Below are 18,532 nucleotides of genomic sequence, written 5' to 3' on the forward strand. Positions count from 1 at the left end.
TACAGCACGTAGGGAATAAAGATGCCATACCTATCGGTGCAGTATCAGCCAATTTTATAAGTCAGAGTAACAGTCATGGGTTTGCAGGATAGACGAGAACCCCAAACGATCAGTTTTTGGTAATTTCTAGTTCAGTCAGGCTAGATTAGTGCTGTTGTACCAATGGGGGAATAGAATGAGCGATCGCAGCTTTAATAAATCCTTGGAATAATGGATGAGGATTGCTAGGGCGGGATTGAAATTCTGGGTGGAATTGACAAGCTAAAAAGAATGGGTGCTTGGGTAATTCGACTATTTCCACTAAGCGCCCGTCGGGGGAAGTACCGCTAATTACATAACCTGACTCTAGTAACAGGCTGCGGTAATGATTGTTAAATTCATAGCGATGGCGATGACGTTCATAAATCACATCTTCTTGATAGAGTTTGAACGCTAAGGTATTGGGAAGTACGTGACAAGGATATACTCCTAAGCGCATTGTGCCGCCTAAATCGACCACATTATGCTGATCTGGTAATAAGTTAATGACTGGGGCGCTGGTATAGGGGTTAAATTCGGCGCTATTGGCATCTTTTAAGCCTTCAACGTTCCTCGCCCATTCAATGACAGAACATTGCATTCCCAAGCATAAACCTAAGAAGGGAATTTGGCGATCGCGGGCATATTTAATGGCGGCAATTTTCCCATCGACACCCCGAACACCAAAACCGCCGGGTACAAGAACACCATCAACGCCTTCTAGTTGGCTTTCTGCTGGTGCATTTTCTAAATCTTCCGAGTTTACCCAGCGCAGACGCAACCTGCCATGAGTGGAAATAGCGGCATGTTGTAAGGCTTCGACTACGGAAATATAAGCATCGCCCAAGCGCACGTATTTACCGACAATGGCAATTTCAATGTCGTGTTTGGGGCTGTGTAAATGCTGGACGAGATTTTGCCACTGTACTAAGTCTGGGTGGCGTTGTTCCATTTGCAGCAAATCTAAGACTTGCTCGGCCATACCTTCCCTTTCTAGCATTAAGGGGACTTCATAGATACTCTTAGCATCTTGGGAAGTAATCACGCATTCTTCAGCCACATCGCAAAATTCGGATAATTTGCGTTTTAAGCCGACAGGTAAAGGGCGATCGCAACGGCAGACTAAAATATCTGGTTGAATGCCAATGGATCTGAGTTCCTTCACCGAATGCTGTGTGGGCTTAGTTTTCATTTCCCCAGCTGAGGCAATCCAAGGTAACAAAGTAACATGCATGTACAGCACGTTCTGTCGCCCTACTTCCTTGCGAAACTGGCGAATTGCTTCTAAAAACGGCAGGGATTCTATATCGCCTACCGTACCGCCAATTTCTGTAATTACCACATCAGGATTTGTATTCTTCGCGACTTTTAATATGCGGTCTTTAATTTCATTAGTAATGTGGGGAATGACTTGCACAGTCCCGCCATTGTAATCACCGCGTCGTTCTCTGTTGATTACAGCTTGGTAAATTGAGCCAGTAGTAACGCTGTTGAGGCGTGACATTGAAGTATCGGTGAAGCGTTCATAATGCCCCAAATCCAAATCTGTTTCTGCGCCGTCTTGGGTAACAAAAACCTCCCCATGTTGAAAGGGACTCATGGTACCAGGATCGACGTTCAGATAAGGGTCAAGTTTGAGAATCGACACAGAATAATTGCGCGATTTGAGCAATCGCCCCAGACTTGCTGCTACAATTCCCTTGCCGATACTGGAAACTACGCCCCCAGTTACAAAAATAAACTTAGTCATACTAATTTGAATTTCCGGCCACTTCTAAAAATACATCCGTCATCTGAAGTATGAAGTATGAAGTATGAAGTGTGAAGTGTAAAGTATGAAATTTCCACCAACATGCTTTAACCTTCATCCTTAGGTCTTCAGCCTTCATCCTTTTGTGGTCATTGTGCCACAGTAACTATTGTGAAATCTTCCGCGATCTTGCTGTGAAAAAACTCTTAGGACTAGTATTATTAAGCCTTGTTGTCACCTCCCCCATAACATTGGCAGATTCATCTTTTGTAGTTGTCTTTCCCCAAACAAACCACCAAACAACTGCGGAAAAAATCTTTTTTCTTGGTACTGCACCAGCAAATGGCCAAGTGTTATTTAATGGTAAGCCAGTTACTCGGAGCAAAGCTGGTCATTTTGCCCCAAGCTTTCCCTTGCAGGTGGGAGATAATTTGTTTACTGTCCGCCACCAAAATCGAGAACTTCAGATTAAGGTGACTAGACTTACCACTCAGCCTCAGCTACCACAGGGTTTAGCCTTTGCCAAAGATTCGTTAACGCCAGTAGCCGACATCGCCAGACTACCGGGGGAATTAATTTGTTTTAGCGCTATTGCACCGCCTAACGCCAGCGTATCTGTCACTCTAGCCAATCAAACTGTTGTTCTTGCACCCCAACCCATCAAGGCACAACTACCAAATAATTTGGCAGCCTTAACGGGGAAAAATCAACCTGCTAACCAGTCTATCGCAGGAAGGTATGAGGGTTGCACTGTAGCCCAACAGCTTGATTACCCAATTTCCAGCCGCACGACAGTTGACGGTAATAATAATATTTCCGGTGCTGTAATTCCAGATTCCGGTAAAAATATTGATTTGGGTACACCAGAATTTAGACTGACAATGAATGGTCAGACTGTAACGCAGTCGGGTACTGGAAAAATTCAAATTCTCTCACCCTCACAATTACCTGTTGTGGAAATTACAGCCGACTCAGGCGTAGCGCGGACTGGCCCTAGTACTGACTATTCAAGACTGACACCACTCCCCAAAGGCACAAGAAGCAACGTCACTGCTAAAGAAGGCGAATGGTTACGCCTGGATTATGGTGCTTGGATTAATAGTAAAGAAACCCAAGTTTTACCAGGTGCAAGTTCACCACACACCATCATGCGCAGTGTTGGTTATCGAAAACTTTCTAGTGCGACAGAGGTTGTCTTTCCCCTAGAAGTTCCCGTACCTGTGAGTGTAAAACAAGGCGATCGCACTTTTACCCTCACTCTTTACAATACAACCGCCCAAACAGATATTGTTCGCACGGATGATAGTCCCCTAATTTCTCGCCTAGATTGGCAACAGGTAGCGCCCGGACAAGTACAATACACCTTTAATCTCAAAAACTCTCAACAATGGGGATACAAGTTGAGATATGAAGGTACGAGCTTAGTTTTAACTTTGCGTCATCCACCTGCATTGAGAGAAAAAACACGCAAACCTTTATCCGGTATCAAGATTTTACTCGATCCCGGTCATGGGGGCAAAGAATCAGGTGCCAGTGGCCCAACTGGCTATTTAGAAAAAGATGTCAACTTGGTAGTTTCCAAGTTGTTGCGCGATGAGTTGGTGAAGCTAGGCGCAACGGTGGTGTTAACCAGGGAGGACGATCGCGATGTGTCTTTAGTGGAAAGGCAACAAATTATTAGTAAAGAAGAACCTGCGATCGCTCTTTCGATTCACTACAATTCCCTACCCGATAACGGTGATGCGGAGAAAACCAAGGGATTTGGCACGTTTTGGTATAACACCCAATCACACAGTTTAGCATTATTTTTGCACAATTACATAGTCAAAAATTTGAAAAAACCTTCCTATGGTGTTTTTTGGAATAACCTCGCCCTAACGCGCCCCACGGCTGCGCCTGCGGTGTTGTTGGAATTGGGTTTTATGAGTAATCCCGATGAATTTGAGCAAGTAGTCAACCCCCAAGAACAGAAAAAGATGGCGAAAGCTTTAGCTAATGGGATTGTTGAGTGGTTTAAGTCTAGGTGATGGGCATGGGGCATGGGGCATTGGGCATGGGGCAAATAGAATTCTTAATTTTGAATTTTGAATTTTGAATTGGTACAACTCTCATGCAATCATTGATCAAATTAATCGCCTTCACTTCTCTCATCACTGCCAGGGTAGCTTGGGGACAAGAAAATACAATCAAGCTGGTGTATCCGCCAACCAATCACCAAACGAAGACAGATAAAATTTTCTTACTGGGTAGCGCACCAGCAACAGGACAAGTGTTTATTAACACTCAACCCATTAAGCGCAGTCAAGCTGGTCATTTTGCGCCTAGTTTTCCCTTAAAGTTGGGAGAGAATTTGTTTACTGTGCGTTACCAAAACCAAGAATTGCTGCTGCGGGTGACAAGGTTGGCAAATCAAGCAGAAATACCAAAGGGATTAGCCTTTGCCCCCAATTCTCTCACTCCTGCTGTTGATATCTCCCGCCTACCCACAGAAGAAATTTGTTTTAATGCCATCGCTCCTCTCAATGCTAAGGTAGCGGTGAATATTGGCAAGCAAACTGTTGATTTATTACCGCAACCACAACAGATTTCTCTACCCAGCAATTCGGCTATCTTCATCAACAAAAATCAGCCTATCCCAGAATTGACTCCCGGTAAGTATCGGGGATGTAGAAAATTGCAGACAGGTGGTGATTGGCAACAACCAGAATTTCAACTCACATTCAATGGTAAAACCCTGACTCAGCCTAGTATCGGCAAGGTGCAAACTTTAACACCAAATAAATTACCTGTGGTGGAAGTTACAGCCGAAACTGCTGTAGCCCGCACCGGGCCTAGTACAGATTATTCGCGGCTGACACCGCTACCAAAGGGTGTTGTGGCAGCAGTGACGGCGAAAGAAGGTGATTGGTTACGTCTTGACTACGGCGGCTGGATTAATAGCCAAGAAACGCGGCTGCTGGCGGGTACAGTTGCCACTAGTTCAGTTATTCGCAGCGTCACATCACGGCAATTATCCACAGCAACGGAGATAATTTTTCCCCTGCAAGTACCCGTACCTGTCAGCGTTACCCACGGTGATGGAACTTTTACCCTCACCCTACATAACACTCATGCCCAAACAGACATTATTCGCCTAGATGATAGCCCTGTAATTTCTCGCCTAGATTGGCAGCAAATTGCCCCCAAAACAGTGCAATATACCTTTCACCTCAAAAACAAACAACAATGGGGATATAAGCTGATATACAGAAATACCAGCTTAGTTTTAAGTTTGCGTCATCCACCAAAAATTGCCAAAAAGCAACAACAGCCATTATCGGGAATCAAGATTTTACTCAATCCAGGACAAGGGGGACAAGAATCGGGTGCTGCGGGGCCTAATGGTGTGTTAGCTAAAGACTTAAATTTGCAGGTGACAAAATTATTGCGGTATGAGTTGGTAAAGCGAGGCGCAACGGTAGTCATGACAAGACAAGAGGATCGGGAGTTATCACTGGGAGAACGCCAGAAAATGATTGAACAAGAAGAACCTGCGATCGCTCTTACTTTTCATTATCGCTTTTTACCTGATGATGGTGATGCCGAAAATACTAAAGGTGTAAGTAGCTATTGGTATCATCCCCAAGCACAAAGTTTGGCGGTGTTCCTGCAAAATCGGCTAGTGAAAAATTTAGGTAGACCTTCTTTTGGCGTATTTTGGAATAACTTGGCGTTGACACGTCCCCATATTGCGCCATCGGTGTTGCTGGAGTTAGGTTTTATGAGTAACCCCGATGAATTTGAGCAGATAGTCAACCAACAAGCACAGAAAAAGAAAGCGAAGGCGTTAGCAGATGGGATTGTTGAGTGGTTTAAGTCTAGGTGATGGGCATGGGGCATGGGGCATTGGGCATTGGGCATTGGGCATGGGGCATTGGGCATTGGGCATGGGAAAGAGGACAAATGACTAATGATAATTGTACAGACGCGATTAATCGCGTCTCTAACAAATGACTAATGACAAATGACTAATAACAGCCCTTGCTAGTTATATTTAATTACGCCGACTAATTATTGCAATTGGCAAGAAATATGACTACAACCTGTATTCATAAATAATGCTTCAATTTTAGGAGCAGATAGAGGCGGTGAAAACAAGTAACCTTGACCAAATTCACAGCCGAGTTCCTGTAACCATTGCAGTTGTTGTTGGGTTTCAATGCCTTCGGCTATCACTGCTAAACCAAGCTGATTGCCAATTGTAATAATAGTTTTAATAAGTTGATAATTGCGGTTGCCTGCTTGCATTTGATTGATAAAGGAACGGTCGATTTTCAAAGCATCTGCGGGTAAGCGATGGAGATAATTTAGCGATGAATATCCAGTGCCAAAATCATCAATGCTAATTTGAATACCTAATGTCTTTAATTGTTCTAAGACAATCAGCGTATCATTGATATTATTAATCAGCATAGTTTCGGTAATTTCTAAAGTTAAACAATTACCATCTACACCAGTTTCTGCTAAAATTGTTTCTATATCTCGAACTAAAGAAGCTTTGCGCAAATCGGGAACGGACAAATTCACACTCATTTTTAAAGGCGGTAAATTGGGGTGCTGATTTTGCCAGGTTGCTAGCTGTTGACAGGCTGTGTAAAGTACCCAGTTATCTAAAAGCACAATTAAACCTGTTTCTTCAGCTATGGGAATAAATTCGGCGGGAGGAACAAAACCCCAAATAGGATGTTGCCAGCGAACTAAAGCTTCAAATCCAATGAGATGATTGGTATTAATATCAAAAATAGGTTGATAGTAAAGTATAAAGTCTTTGCGTTCTAAAGCTTTGCAAAATTCATGCTCTAAATTGAGTCTGATCAATGCTTTAGCGTGCATTTGCGCGTCAAATATTTTATAGCAGCTTTTGCCTTGGGCTTTGGCTTGATACATGGCAATATCTGAATCGCGCAATAAGTCGGAAGCTTGATGGTAACGAGCTGTGCCTAAAACAATACCGATGCTGGTAGTAATTAAAAATTCATAGCCATTGAGGATTAATGGGGACTGAAATTCTGTCAAGATTCTCTCAGCCACAACAATTGCTTCTTCAATTCCTTCGAGATTTTCGAGTAAAATGACGAATTCATCACCACCTAAGCGAGCAGCTAAATCCATTGCCCGAATTTTGGATTTAAGCTTTTGGGAAATGATTCGCAGTAGCTGATCTCCCGCTAAATGCCCCAAGCTATCATTGATGATTTTAAACCGATCCATGTCGAGAAACAAAACCGCAAAATGATAATTTTCTACTCGCTGGGCACGGTTAATAGCTAATTCTAACCGTTCCATGAGCATGTTACGGTTGGGTAAGTCTGTGAGGGCGTCATGCAAAGCATTGTAGGTTAATTGCTCTTCTGCATGTTTGCGTTGCGCAGCTTGCCGATAGGCATCGCTAATATCGGTGATGGTGCCAATATATCCGGTGATTTCTCCAGGTTTTTCTGATTCGGCAACGGCTTGTCCAAAGACCCAAGTTACTTTACCATCAGGATGTTGAAAGCGATACTCTAGCTGAAAAGAACGATTTTCTTGCAAAGCCGCATTCCACTCTGTCGTAACTTTTTGCCTATCTTCGGGGTGCAATCCTTTTATCCATCCAGTAGCGGCGGTTTCTTGGGGTGTGAGTCCGGTAATTTGACACCAATGTTCGTTAACATAATGATAATTGCCTTGGGTATCGGTGCGGAAAATCCCCACGGGTACAGCAGCAGCTAAAGAAATATAGCGTTGTTCGCTTTGGCGAAGATCGGTTTCTGTGCGTTGTCGTTCGGCTAATTCTGTTTGCAGGTTTTGGTAAGCGGTAGCTTGTTGAATCGCGATCGCAACTTGTGTCGAAAGTTGTTGCATCAGTTTAATTTCTTCGGCTTCCCACTGGCGCGGCTTTTCACCTTCCACCACATTCAGCAATCCCCATAAGTTGTCACCTTCGATAATGGGGACTAAAATTTTCGCCCGCGTGTACAATGATTTAAGTAACTGGCGATGACAATCACTCATCGGCGTGGTGTAGATATCTTCCACAACTCGCACCCGTTCTTTGCGATCGCTAGTTAACCAATTTGGCGTGTAACAAGCATCGTAAATTTCCTTACCCGTCAGAGAATCACAACCATTGGCGACGGATTCGGCTACTACTACGAGTTTCCAATCTGGTTGGAATTGCCAAATAGCGGCGCGATCGCATTTTAAGAGCGATCGCACTTCATTCACTGTGGTTTGCAGAATATCCTGTAAGTTGAGGGAAGAGTGGATTTGGGTTGCAATGGTAGCAATTAGCTTTTCTCGTTCGGCTTTGGCTTTGAGTATCGCTGTACGCTCTTGAACTTGCTTTTCTAGTTCGGCGTTACGATTTTGCAGTAATTCTAATTTCTCGGCTTCTAATCGCAATACCCGATTTTCTAATACTTCAACTAAATTATTTAGCTCTAAAGGATTGAGAACTTTAAGGATACTTGTCTGAGTGACAATTCCTAATAATTCTCCTTGCTTACCAACTACTACGACTCTTTTAACTAAATATTGCTGCATAATCTGCTGCACAATTAAAAGAGAGTCCTCTTGGTTGACTGAGAACACTGGGGTACTCATGACATCTTGACCTTGCAGCAGTTCAAAATCTAGTTCTAAGGCTTGAAATTGTACAATATCCCGCTCTGTGACAATTCCAATTGGTAAGCTTACAGATGCTTCGGCGACAATTACCACCGAACTTACCTGATTTTCCGCCATCAACCGGGTAATTGTTAACATCGAAACATCAGGAGGCGCACAGATGACTTGTGAAGACATCACATCTCTTACCAGCCGTAATTGTAGCAAGTCTATAGGGCGTGATAATTGGCGCAAGCTTTCATGAGTTAAAAGTCCGACAATTTGCTGCTGCTCGTTTAACAATGGTAGGTGGCGGATATTGTACTGCTGGAGCAAGTTAACTGCAACAAACAAATTAGTAAAAGCAGATGCTTGCCAGGTAATTACTGGATGTGTCATTACCTCCCGAATTGATAGCTGTTCTAGCGATCGCTTTTGGCAACTCAGGCGTACTACATCTCTCTCTGTAAAAATCCCTAATAATTTGGCATCTTCTACTACCAGGACACAGCTAGATCTTGCCTCCTGATGTAAGACAGCAATTTCCGTGTCTGCTGCTCTGGTAGAAGAACACACCGCCCGAATCCCACTCATCTGCGCGATCGCTACGCTCACAGGTGTATCTGGCGAAACGATCAGTGGGTTACGTACAATTGCTGACTCCAGATCAGCTGCCGTCAAAGCAGTGGAAGATAGGATCATTCTGGCAAGATAGTTAAGAATTTCTTAAATTGTTACTGCGATCGTGCCCTTATCAGTACCGTAATTCCAACAGTAGATTTGCCACATTTTTCATGCAGAGAGTATGAAGGATGGGCATTGGGCAGGGGGCATTGGGCATTGGGCAGGGGGCAGGGGGCAGGGAGCAGGGGGGACAAATAATTGTTGACTATTGACTATTGACTATTGACTCTTCAAACCAATCTTGGGATGGAAATTTGCTCGATATTTGCCATGAATCCAGTTGACAAACTGGCAATTTTTTGAGTCAAATATGGATAATTTTGATTTTTCTATGATAAAAGTAAAATACTTTAGTCAAGTTACTACCCTGGAGCTAATCTAAACCGAATTCATGGTTATCTTTTGATTGTTTACTTTGGCTGGTTGGTTCTAGCCTGAGTTTATGAGATTTACCTAGCTTGCTTGGCAAAGCTTTCGCCTGTCTTCTTGGACTAGTTAAGGAGAGAAAATTCTCAGTTACTACTCTACTTCTTACCTAAATGCAGAAGTTAACAAGCAAAAATTTCACTCTTCCCGACTAGCTATTTTTCTTTGGGATTGACAAAAATTTTTTCATCCACAAGAAAAATGAGTTAATTGTATTGTTAATTTTTGTAAAATCAAAGTCTTCAAGACTAGAATACTGATATGTAGATAGCTAAACTAACAAGAAGTACATCTTTACTGCTAATCATTAAAAGTTAATGTGGCCTAATAGCCTCAATGATCCCAATACAACTAATTCTGAAAAATTTCCTCAGTTACCGCGAAGCAACTTTAGATTTTCGCGGCTTGCATACAGCTTGTATTTGTGGTTCCAATGGTGCGGGTAAATCTTCCCTTTTAGAAGCAATCACTTGGGCAATTTGGGGTGAAAGCCGCGCTGCTGCTGAAGATGATGTGATTCATACAGGCTCTAAAGAAGTCCGGGTTGATTTTACTTTCTTAAGTAATCAGCAAAAATACCGAGTCATTCGCACTCGTGTACGGAATGGGAGTAGCGTTTTAGAATTTCAAATCGAAACGCCTTCGGGTTTTCGTCCCTTGACTGGTAAAGGTGTAAGGGCAACCCAGGATTTGATTTTAGAACATATTAAGCTTGATTACGATACTTTTATTAATTCTGCTTACCTGCGTCAAGGTCGGGCGGATGAATTCATGCTCAAGCGTCCCACAGAACGCAAGGAAATTTTAGCCGAGTTATTAAAACTTAATCAGTACGATGATTTAGAAGAACGCGCTAAAGAATCATCTCGCCAGTTTAAAGCTAGGGCGGAGGAATTGGAACGTTCTTTAGAATCGATGAAGATTCAACTCCAACAGCGTGAAACTATTGAGGCGCAAAGAACAGAGTTAGCAGCAGATTTGAATCAACTGCAACAGGTACAAGCTTTTGAAACGATTCAATTACAAAGTTTGCAGGTGGTACAGCACCAACGCCAAACTAAAGTTGAACAACTGAGTTTTGTAAGACAACAATACCAAAATCTCAGCGAAGATTGCGATCGCCTACAACAACAGCAGTTAGCCGTTAAAGGTCAAATTGCCGATTTAGAAAAGATTTTAAGCCAAGAAGCCGAGATTCAAGCCGGATATCTTCATTATCAACATCTGCAATCCCAAGAAGAAGTTTTTACAACGAAATTTGACGCATATACCCGCGCTCAACAAACCCGCCAACAAAAGCAACAGCAGCTCGATAAACAAATTCAAGAAATTGAACGCCAACTGCAACAAGCCGCAGCGCAATTAGAAGCTGTGCAGCAACAAGAGCGAGAAATTCAGCAAACTCTGACAAAATCGGGCGATGTGGAAGCAGGATTAGCTCAACTCACCGCCGCGCGTCAACGGGTAGCCCATCTCGATCAATTGCAGATGCAAGTGGCTCCTTTAATCCAACAACGTGCCACTTTACAAAGTCAAATCGATAGATTTCACGCTGGTTTGGTAGCGCGCTTAGAACAGCTAACAACCACAGAAAATCAACTCCAACGCCAGCAACATCGCCAACCCCAACTGCAACAAGCTGTAATGGATGTGGCGATTCAAATTGAAGAATTGGAGAAAAAGCGGGTTTATTTACAGCGAGTTCAAGAAAAAGGACAAGAAAGAAGGCATTTTATCGAGAGATTGCAAGCCCACCAGCGAGATTATGAAAAACTCCTGGGAGAATTAGAGCAAAAGCTGCAAATGCTGCAAAATCCCAATGCACTTTGTCCCTTATGCGAACGTCCTTTAGATGAGCATCACTGGAACCGCGTAATTGAGAAGACAGAAACAGAATTAAAAGATACACAGGGACAATTTTGGGTAGTCCGGGAACAGATGGCTGTGTCGGACAGAGAGATTCAAGTGCTGCGGCAAGAATACCGTGATATCTCGCAACAGTTAGCAACTTATGATACATTACGGGAACAGAGAGGACAGTTAGCAGCCCAACTCGAAGCGACTAGCGATGTACAACAACAACTACAACAAATTGCTGCTGAAAGACAACATTTAGAGCGATCGCTACAATTAGGCGATTATGCCCCAGATAAACAAGCGGAACTGCGGCAATTAGACCAATATCTGCAACAACTCAATTACAATGAGCAAGATCATGCCCTAGCGCGGAGTGAAGTGGAGCGCTGGCGCTGGGCAGAAATTAAACTACAGCAGATTAAAGACGCAACCAAGCGTCAGACTCAGTTAGCGGCGAGAAAACCAGAGTTAGCAGCCACAATTGCCCAATTAGAACTGAGAATTCAGCAAGAACAAACTGATTCTGACTGCGCCAGAGAAATCGCCGCCCTAGATCGCTATATTACAGAACTCGGTTACAGTTCCGAGCAGCACAATCAATTACGTCAGGCTGTAAAGCAAAATCAACCTTGGCAATTTCGCCATCAACAAATGTTGTCAGCCCAGCAACAGTATCCCCAACTGCAAATGCGATCGCAAGAATTAGTTGCTGCGAAAACTGCGAGATTGGCGGAAAGGCAAACATTAGCTAGCCAAATCGACAGTATTCAACAACAGTTGACAGAAACTGCTAACCCTACGGCGCAAATTCAAGCTTTAGAGCAGCAATTACACGCACGTAGACGCCAACTAGACGAGCAAATCGCCAAATTAGGGCGATTAGAACAGTTGGCGGCGCAATTGGAAACCATGCAAAATCAGTATGAACAACAGCAGCAGCAATTACAAGCCACCAAGCAGCAACAACGGGTATATCAGGAATTAGCCCAGGCTTTTGGTAAAAATGGTATCCAAGCACTGATGATAGAAAACGTGTTGCCGCAGTTAGAAGCGGAGACAAATCAACTACTTTCGCGCCTCAGCGCCAATCAGTTGCACGTGCAATTTATCACACAAAAAGCTGGCAAGAGTAGTAAATCTACCAAGAAGAATGCCAAATTAATAGATACTCTAGACATTTTAATTGCCGATGCCAGAGGTACTAGGGCTTACGAAACCTATTCTGGCGGAGAAGCCTTTAGAATTAACTTTGCCATTCGCCTCGCCTTAGCCAAATTGTTGGCGCAGAGAGCGGGGGCGGCGTTGCAATTGTTGATTGTGGATGAAGGTTTTGGTACTCAAGATGCGGAAGGATGCGATCGCTTGATTGCGGCGATTAATGCGATCGCTTCTGATTTCGCTTGTATTCTCACCGTCACCCACATGCCCCACCTCAAAGAAGCTTTTCAAGCGCGAATCGAAGTCAATAAAAATCAACAAGGTTCACAAGTACGTTTGTTAATCTAAAACCTACGTTTTCTTTCAAATAAACTTGATTGACAAAAACCCACTTTCGTTGTGGGTTTTTTAATAAGTAGGTAGTTGGAATTAAATATAAGATGGACGTAGGTTGGGTTGAGGAACGAAACCCAACACCCGCATGGGTTACGCTATCGCTAACCCATCCTACAAATAATTATGTCTCCCTACTTAATTACCCCAAGGGATCTTTGTATTTTCTCTACCAGAGGCTTCTGTGGGAGAAGCTTCGCCAACGCAAATGTGGTTAATTCACCTAAAAATCGCTGCAATTCAACGGTATTACTCTTTTAACCTCTACATTTGAGATTTACCTGTTGTTTCTGCTTCCTTGCTATTTACGCTGTTATGTAGCATTTCCTAATCATGATTTACCACAAAAATATTTCAATAAGTGTGGTATTTGAAAAATATAAATCCTGGCGATCGTATAGTATTAGCAAATGAAAGCGGACTCATATTTGATTTTTGCCAAAAAATCTGTATACCTTGTTTTATTTTCCTGCTTTTCTAAATATGATTAATCTTTTATGGGGAATATAAAATTAGTCTTACATCTTCGCCGTTAGGCAAATAGATATGTGGTTCGAGTTCAGCAAAATAATTATTAACTTTTGTAAAGTTTGTCTAAAATTAAGGTCATTATGTTAAATCAGTAGCCATTTAATCGCAAAACTTTATTTAATGTAAGTGACTTTTATCTATAAGTTAATTTCTTTTACAGTTCAGAAATTCCTGGGGAATCATATAATATTTTATTATGTGCAAACTCTCAATTAGTACAAAGAATCTTGTAGAGCTAACCATAAATCAGCCGATTAAAAAGTTCTTAAAATTGCCAAAATTATCAGAAAATCGATTTTTTTCAAATGTAATTGCTGATTTTCTACATGAGACTAGAGACAATACTTTTGGCAAGAAAGCCATGACTACATCATGCATATCAATTGCACTCAAAGTCACAAAGCAACAAATACTAACAATATTGGTAGCTAAGAAACTACAATCACCCCGGAAAATCTAAAAAAAATGAAATACTAAAAAAATGAAATATAAGTATAAAAAATCTTTAAAATAAATACATACTGAAAAAGCCCTATTGGCTATATATTAAATCAGGTGATTGATTATGCAAATCACAAGAGTATTCTTACAAATAAAACATAACTTATTTACCATAGCAGAAACTACCATGATTATCTTAATGGTTGGTTTATTGACCTGCTTAGGAGTTAAATTATTTGCTGAGTATTTAGCAAATTTATTATTACCTAAAGTCAGAAATAATTCAAATTCTGAGCCGAAAAAAATCTTCTGTAAACCGCAATTAACAGATGATGAGATACAGACAGTAATGTCAAAAATTCAAAATTGTGCTTCTCAGTTAGAACATGTATTTTTTGAACGTACCTCAGAATTACACAAAGAAATTGCCGAACGCAAGCGAATACAAACCGAACTGGAAAAATCTCTTTCCTTGCAATATGCAACTTTAGAATCTACTGCTGATGGGATTTTAGTAGTAGATAGCCAAGGTAAAATTGCAGGCTTTAATCAAAAGTTTCTCCAGATGTGGTGCATTCCTGAGTCAGTCATATCCTCTGGAAATCATACAAAAGCGCTAAGATTGGCTATTAAACAGCTAGAAGCGCCAAGACAGTATATTGCTACTATTAGAGAATTAAACTTAAATCCAGATATCCAGATTTATGATGCGATCGCCTTTAAAGATGGCAGAGTATTCGAGCGTTATTCTCAACCGCAATGTATCAATGGTGAAATAGTCGGTAGAGTCTGGAGTTTTCGCGATGTGACAGCTCACAAATTAGCAGAAGCGAAAATTCGTCATCAAGCTTTGCACGATATTTTAACCAATCTACCGAATCGAGTATTATTCAATGAAAGATTGTCTCAAGCATTAGCCCAAGCCCAAAAAAGTGGTAATAAATTAGCTGTATGTTTTTTAGATCTAGACAGATTTAAAACCATCAACGATACACTCAGTCATGGTATAGGCGATCGATTATTGCAGATTGTTGCCCAACGTTTAATGGAATGTATAGGAGAGACTGATACCCTTGCGCGCTGGGGTGGCGATGAATTTACCTTAATTTTACCCAATATCAAAGATACGAAAGAAGTTGCTGCAATCCAAGATAGGATATTAGCAGCTTTCAAACCAGTATTTGATATAGAAAATTATCAGTTGCATATCAGCCCTAGTATTGGTATCGCTGTCTATCCCATGCATGGAAACGATGCGGAAACCTTAATCAAAAATGCTGATGCTGCACTATATATTGTTAAGTCTCAAGGACGCAATAATTATCAATTTTATAACTCAGAAATTAATGCCGATTCCTCTAAATTATTAATTTTAGAAAATAGCTTGCATTATGCCTTAGAGCGCCAAGAATTTGAAATTTACTACCAACCACAAGTAAATATTACTACAGGTAAAATTACCAAAATCGAAGCTTTATTACGTTGGCGACATCGAGAATTAGGTCTGATATCTCCAGATGAATTCATTCCCATTGCTGAAGAAACTGGATTAATTTTATCTATTGGTGAATGGGTTTTAAAAACAGCCTGCGCCCAAACTAAATTTTGGCAAGAAAATCTCGATTTACCATCACTCTCAGTCGCTGTTAATCTTTCCGCTAGACAATTTCAGCAACGTAATTTAGTAAATATAGTATCGCAGACATTAAAAGAAACTAAATTAAAGCACCAGTGCTTAGAGTTGGAAATCACTGAAAGCGTAGCCATGCAAAATGTAGAATTCACACGAAAAATTTTGAGTGAATTATATAATTTAGGTGTTTCCATATCCATAGATGATTTTGGCACAGGATATTGTTCTCTAAGCTATCTGAAAAATTTTCCGATTCATTGTTTAAAAATAGACAAATCTTTTGTCCGCGATTTATCCCATGATAATCATGATGCCGCAATTACAACTGCGATCGTTCGTTTAGCGCATGGATTGAAGTTAGCAGTTGTTGCTGAAGGCGTAGAAACTGAAGCACAACGGAATTTATTACAACTTCTAGATTGTCAGTTAATGCAAGGTTACCTGTTTAGTCGCCCCTTACCTGCGGAGGATGTAACAAAATTGCTGCGAAAGTCTAAATCCCGGCGCATTAGTACATCCTTTTTAGTTGCTTAGTACAAATAGCCCAGTGTAATGAAATCTTAAAATTGATGCGATCGCACCAGAACTTGAGCAGCAATCTGAAGTATTGTAATCCCAGATAATATCCTCAGGTTTGAAAAATGTGTCAACTGCTGGGAATGAATTGTAATACCCCAACAGATATTTGCTTTTCTTTTGAAGGGTTTTCTGCTAGGGGAGGAAAAACTGACGATCACTCTGATGGTTGGGGTATAGCCTTCTTTGAAGAAAAAGGATGTCGGATTTTTATCGATGATAAACCTTCGATCGTTTCTCCTGTAGCGGATTTAGTGCGGCGTTATCCCATTCACTCTAACCATGTCATCGCCCATATCCGCAAAGCTACCCAAGGCGAAGTGAGGCTACAAAACTGTCATCCTTTCCAAAGGGAACTGTGGGGGAGGTATTGGGTATTTGCCCATAATGGCAATTTACCAGATTTTCAGCCGGAGAATATGGGCTTTTACCAAGCTGTGGGTGAAACAGACAGTGAAAAAGCATTCTGTGTGATTTTAGAGACTCTTAGACAAAGCTTTCCCCAGGGTAAGCCACCTTTAGAAAAACTGTATCCTGTTCTGCGAACAATTACTGCTAAACTCGCATCAGCAGGTGTATTTAATTACTTATTATCTGATGGCGAACATTTCTTTGCTCACTGTTCAACCAAACTCAGCTACATCGTGCGCCAAGCGCCATTTGCTGCGGCGCATTTAATTGATAGTGATATGACTGTAGATTTTCGGGAATTAACTTCCCTAAGCGATCGCGTTGCTATTATCGCTACTACTCCCCTGACTGACAATGAGGTATGGACAACAATCCCAATAGGAGAACTGCTAGTTTTTCAGGATGGTTTACCTCTAGAAGTATAGCCTGTGAATTCAACTCCATCCAAGAAGTTTGTAGTTGGGACTAAAGTCCTGACTACAAACTATTTATAAAGAACAAACAGCTAAATTAGGCGATTGATGCCCTTGATTAACAGTTGCTGCGATTTTGGTACCAATTAACTTATTGACTATCTCTTTGACTTGAGCGGGGATGACTGGTTTAGTCATAAATTCCGTTGCGCCAAATCCTTTAGAAAGAACTGGTTCCAATAGGCGATCGCTACCTGTTAAAATCACCACAGGAATTTTGCTCAAAAAAGAACTCCGGCGCAGTTGAGCATAGATTTCATATCCACTCACAGTTGGCATAATTAAATCTAGAAAAATCAAGTCTGGTTTTTTCTGAATCAGAATTGGTAAAGCTTGCACTGGCTCTTGAATCCCAATAAATCTCAAGCCGTGAGCGGTGAGTATTTGCTGCAACATAGCGCAGATTTGAGCGCTATCATCTATACAAATTACCAGTGGCGCATTTGCTGTATTTGTTGGTGCCGAAGCTGCATTACTTTTTGGTTGAGTAACTGGAAATTGAATATCTTTTATTTCTACCAGTTCGATAATTCCTTGATTAATATAAGGCAGCAAAGAACGAGTGACTGGTAAAACGTTCTGATGCATTTTCCCAGCTAAATCCCAAAATGTATATTTGCCGTTGAGGACATTCACAAAGTAGTTGTAGGCAAAGGAACTAACTTGCTCTTGGAGTTCTTTTGGTCTGCGCAATACAGGTGATAAATTAGGAGAAATTTTGTCTAAACCAACGTTTTTCCAATTATTCCAAGCATCTAGCATGTGTTTTAAATACATCTGGCCGCTTGTGGAATTCATCGGTGCATCTAAGATGACATCTTGATCGAAATCACAACTTAAAGCCTCGCTATTTACTCTTTGCGCCATGTCAAATAAAACTTCTGTTATTATACTTTCGGCAATAGCGTTAAATTGTGATGTTTTAATTTGATGTTTATTAAATAACCCTTCTAAAAGGCAATAATCCCAATGTTCTTTTGATAAATTCTCATGATTGAGTACGATGGTATTAATATCAATTTGGGGGCATTTTTGGGTGAGATATCTGCGCAGACGTTGATGGGGATGACTTCCACCTGTCGCCCAAACTATTTGCCCCAAACGATAATACAAAGACCATTTGATGCCTGAAGAATCTTGAAAATTTAATCTACCGTTATATTGAATTAGCGTAAACCTATTTAATCCATTGAGTAATTTACTCAATTCTGTGATTTCTATACTGTTCATACTGCATCACCTGAAACTAACTAGCCAATTGTGGTAGAAATGCTGGGGGAATTAATGTTAGGGAATTATGAAATATTATAATAACATAATTCTAAAAAATAAATTAATGTTGCTCCATGTAAAGAATATCAGTATAAGTTCTGATATTACAATTGGCTAAAGATACAGCGATCAATGTTTGATTTCTATAGAAATTACGCATTTTCAACGAGTGGATTAAGTAGATATAACCAAAGAATTTGCTGTGGTGATTATTCACCCTTTGCGCCTAATAATATTTAGAGAAAATGAGGAAAATATGAAGATAAAAATAAGTTTAATTCA

8 protein-coding genes are annotated in these 18,532 nt (G+C 41.1%); 5 read left to right on the forward strand and 3 right to left on the reverse strand.

Annotated features, from left to right (window positions below):
- Positions 1 to 145: 145 nt before the first annotated feature.
- On the reverse strand, positions 146 to 1,768 hold the full coding sequence (pyrG, locus tag H6G08_RS11890) for a CTP synthase (protein ID WP_190542208.1): 1,623 nt from the start codon (positions 1,766 to 1,768) through the stop codon (positions 146 to 148).
- 194 nt (positions 1,769 to 1,962) lie between these two features.
- On the opposite strand from pyrG, the gene H6G08_RS11895 reads away from it, so the two are divergent.
- Together H6G08_RS11895 and H6G08_RS11900 are read left to right on the forward strand one after the other, a co-directional pair.
- A complete protein-coding gene (locus H6G08_RS11895) occupies positions 1,963 to 3,795 on the forward strand; it encodes an N-acetylmuramoyl-L-alanine amidase family protein (RefSeq protein WP_190542211.1) in 1,833 nt (610 codons plus the stop codon).
- An 83-nt stretch (positions 3,796 to 3,878) separates the two neighbouring features.
- On the forward strand, positions 3,879 to 5,633 hold the full coding sequence (locus H6G08_RS11900) for an N-acetylmuramoyl-L-alanine amidase family protein (RefSeq protein WP_190542214.1): 1,755 nt from the start codon (positions 3,879 to 3,881) through the stop codon (positions 5,631 to 5,633).
- A gap of 185 nt (positions 5,634 to 5,818) precedes the next feature.
- Here the strand turns inward: H6G08_RS11900 and H6G08_RS11905 are convergent, their stop codons facing one another.
- Positions 5,819 to 9,076: an EAL domain-containing protein gene (locus H6G08_RS11905; protein ID WP_242046137.1), complete on the reverse strand. Its 3,258-nt coding sequence runs from the start codon at positions 9,074 to 9,076 to the stop codon at positions 5,819 to 5,821.
- Between the two features lie 765 nt (positions 9,077 to 9,841).
- Between H6G08_RS11905 and sbcC the strand changes: the two genes are divergently transcribed.
- From sbcC to H6G08_RS11920, 3 genes are all read left to right on the forward strand, one after another.
- Complete coding sequence (gene sbcC, locus H6G08_RS11910; protein WP_190542220.1) at positions 9,842 to 12,868, forward strand: exonuclease subunit SbcC; 3,027 nt, start codon at positions 9,842 to 9,844, stop codon at positions 12,866 to 12,868.
- A 1,204-nt stretch (positions 12,869 to 14,072) separates the two neighbouring features.
- Positions 14,073 to 16,052 (forward strand): putative bifunctional diguanylate cyclase/phosphodiesterase, encoded by a 1,980-nt coding sequence (locus H6G08_RS11915; protein WP_190542463.1) that lies wholly within the window; start codon positions 14,073 to 14,075, stop codon positions 16,050 to 16,052.
- 107 nt (positions 16,053 to 16,159) lie between these two features.
- Positions 16,160 to 16,930 (forward strand): class II glutamine amidotransferase, encoded by a 771-nt coding sequence (locus tag H6G08_RS11920; protein ID WP_190542222.1) that lies wholly within the window; start codon positions 16,160 to 16,162, stop codon positions 16,928 to 16,930.
- Between the two features lie 63 nt (positions 16,931 to 16,993).
- On the opposite strand, the gene H6G08_RS11925 is transcribed toward H6G08_RS11920, so the two are convergent.
- The gene (locus H6G08_RS11925; RefSeq protein ID WP_190542226.1) at positions 16,994 to 18,208 is read right to left on the reverse strand and encodes a response regulator; all 1,215 of its coding nucleotides are present in this window, start codon (positions 18,206 to 18,208) and stop codon (positions 16,994 to 16,996) included.
- Between the last annotated feature and the right edge of the window lie 324 nt (positions 18,209 to 18,532).

This window comes from Calothrix anomala FACHB-343 (assembly GCF_014696435.1).
Classification (GTDB): Bacteria; Cyanobacteriota; Cyanobacteriia; order Cyanobacteriales; family Nostocaceae; genus Aulosira; species Aulosira anomala_A.

Coding starts and splice junctions, on each gene's coding strand:
- pyrG (WP_190542208.1), bottom strand. CDS start 1,768: ATGACTAAGTTTATTTTTGTAACTGGGGGCGTAGTTTCCAGTATCGGC.
- H6G08_RS11900 (WP_190542214.1), top strand. CDS start 3,879: ATGCAATCATTGATCAAATTAATCGCCTTCACTTCTCTCATCACTGCC.
- sbcC (WP_190542220.1), top strand. CDS start 9,842: ATGATCCCAATACAACTAATTCTGAAAAATTTCCTCAGTTACCGCGAA.
- H6G08_RS11915 (WP_190542463.1), top strand. CDS start 14,073: ATGATTATCTTAATGGTTGGTTTATTGACCTGCTTAGGAGTTAAATTA.
- H6G08_RS11920 (WP_190542222.1), top strand. CDS start 16,160: ATGTGTCAACTGCTGGGAATGAATTGTAATACCCCAACAGATATTTGC.
- H6G08_RS11925 (WP_190542226.1), bottom strand. CDS start 18,208: ATGAACAGTATAGAAATCACAGAATTGAGTAAATTACTCAATGGATTA.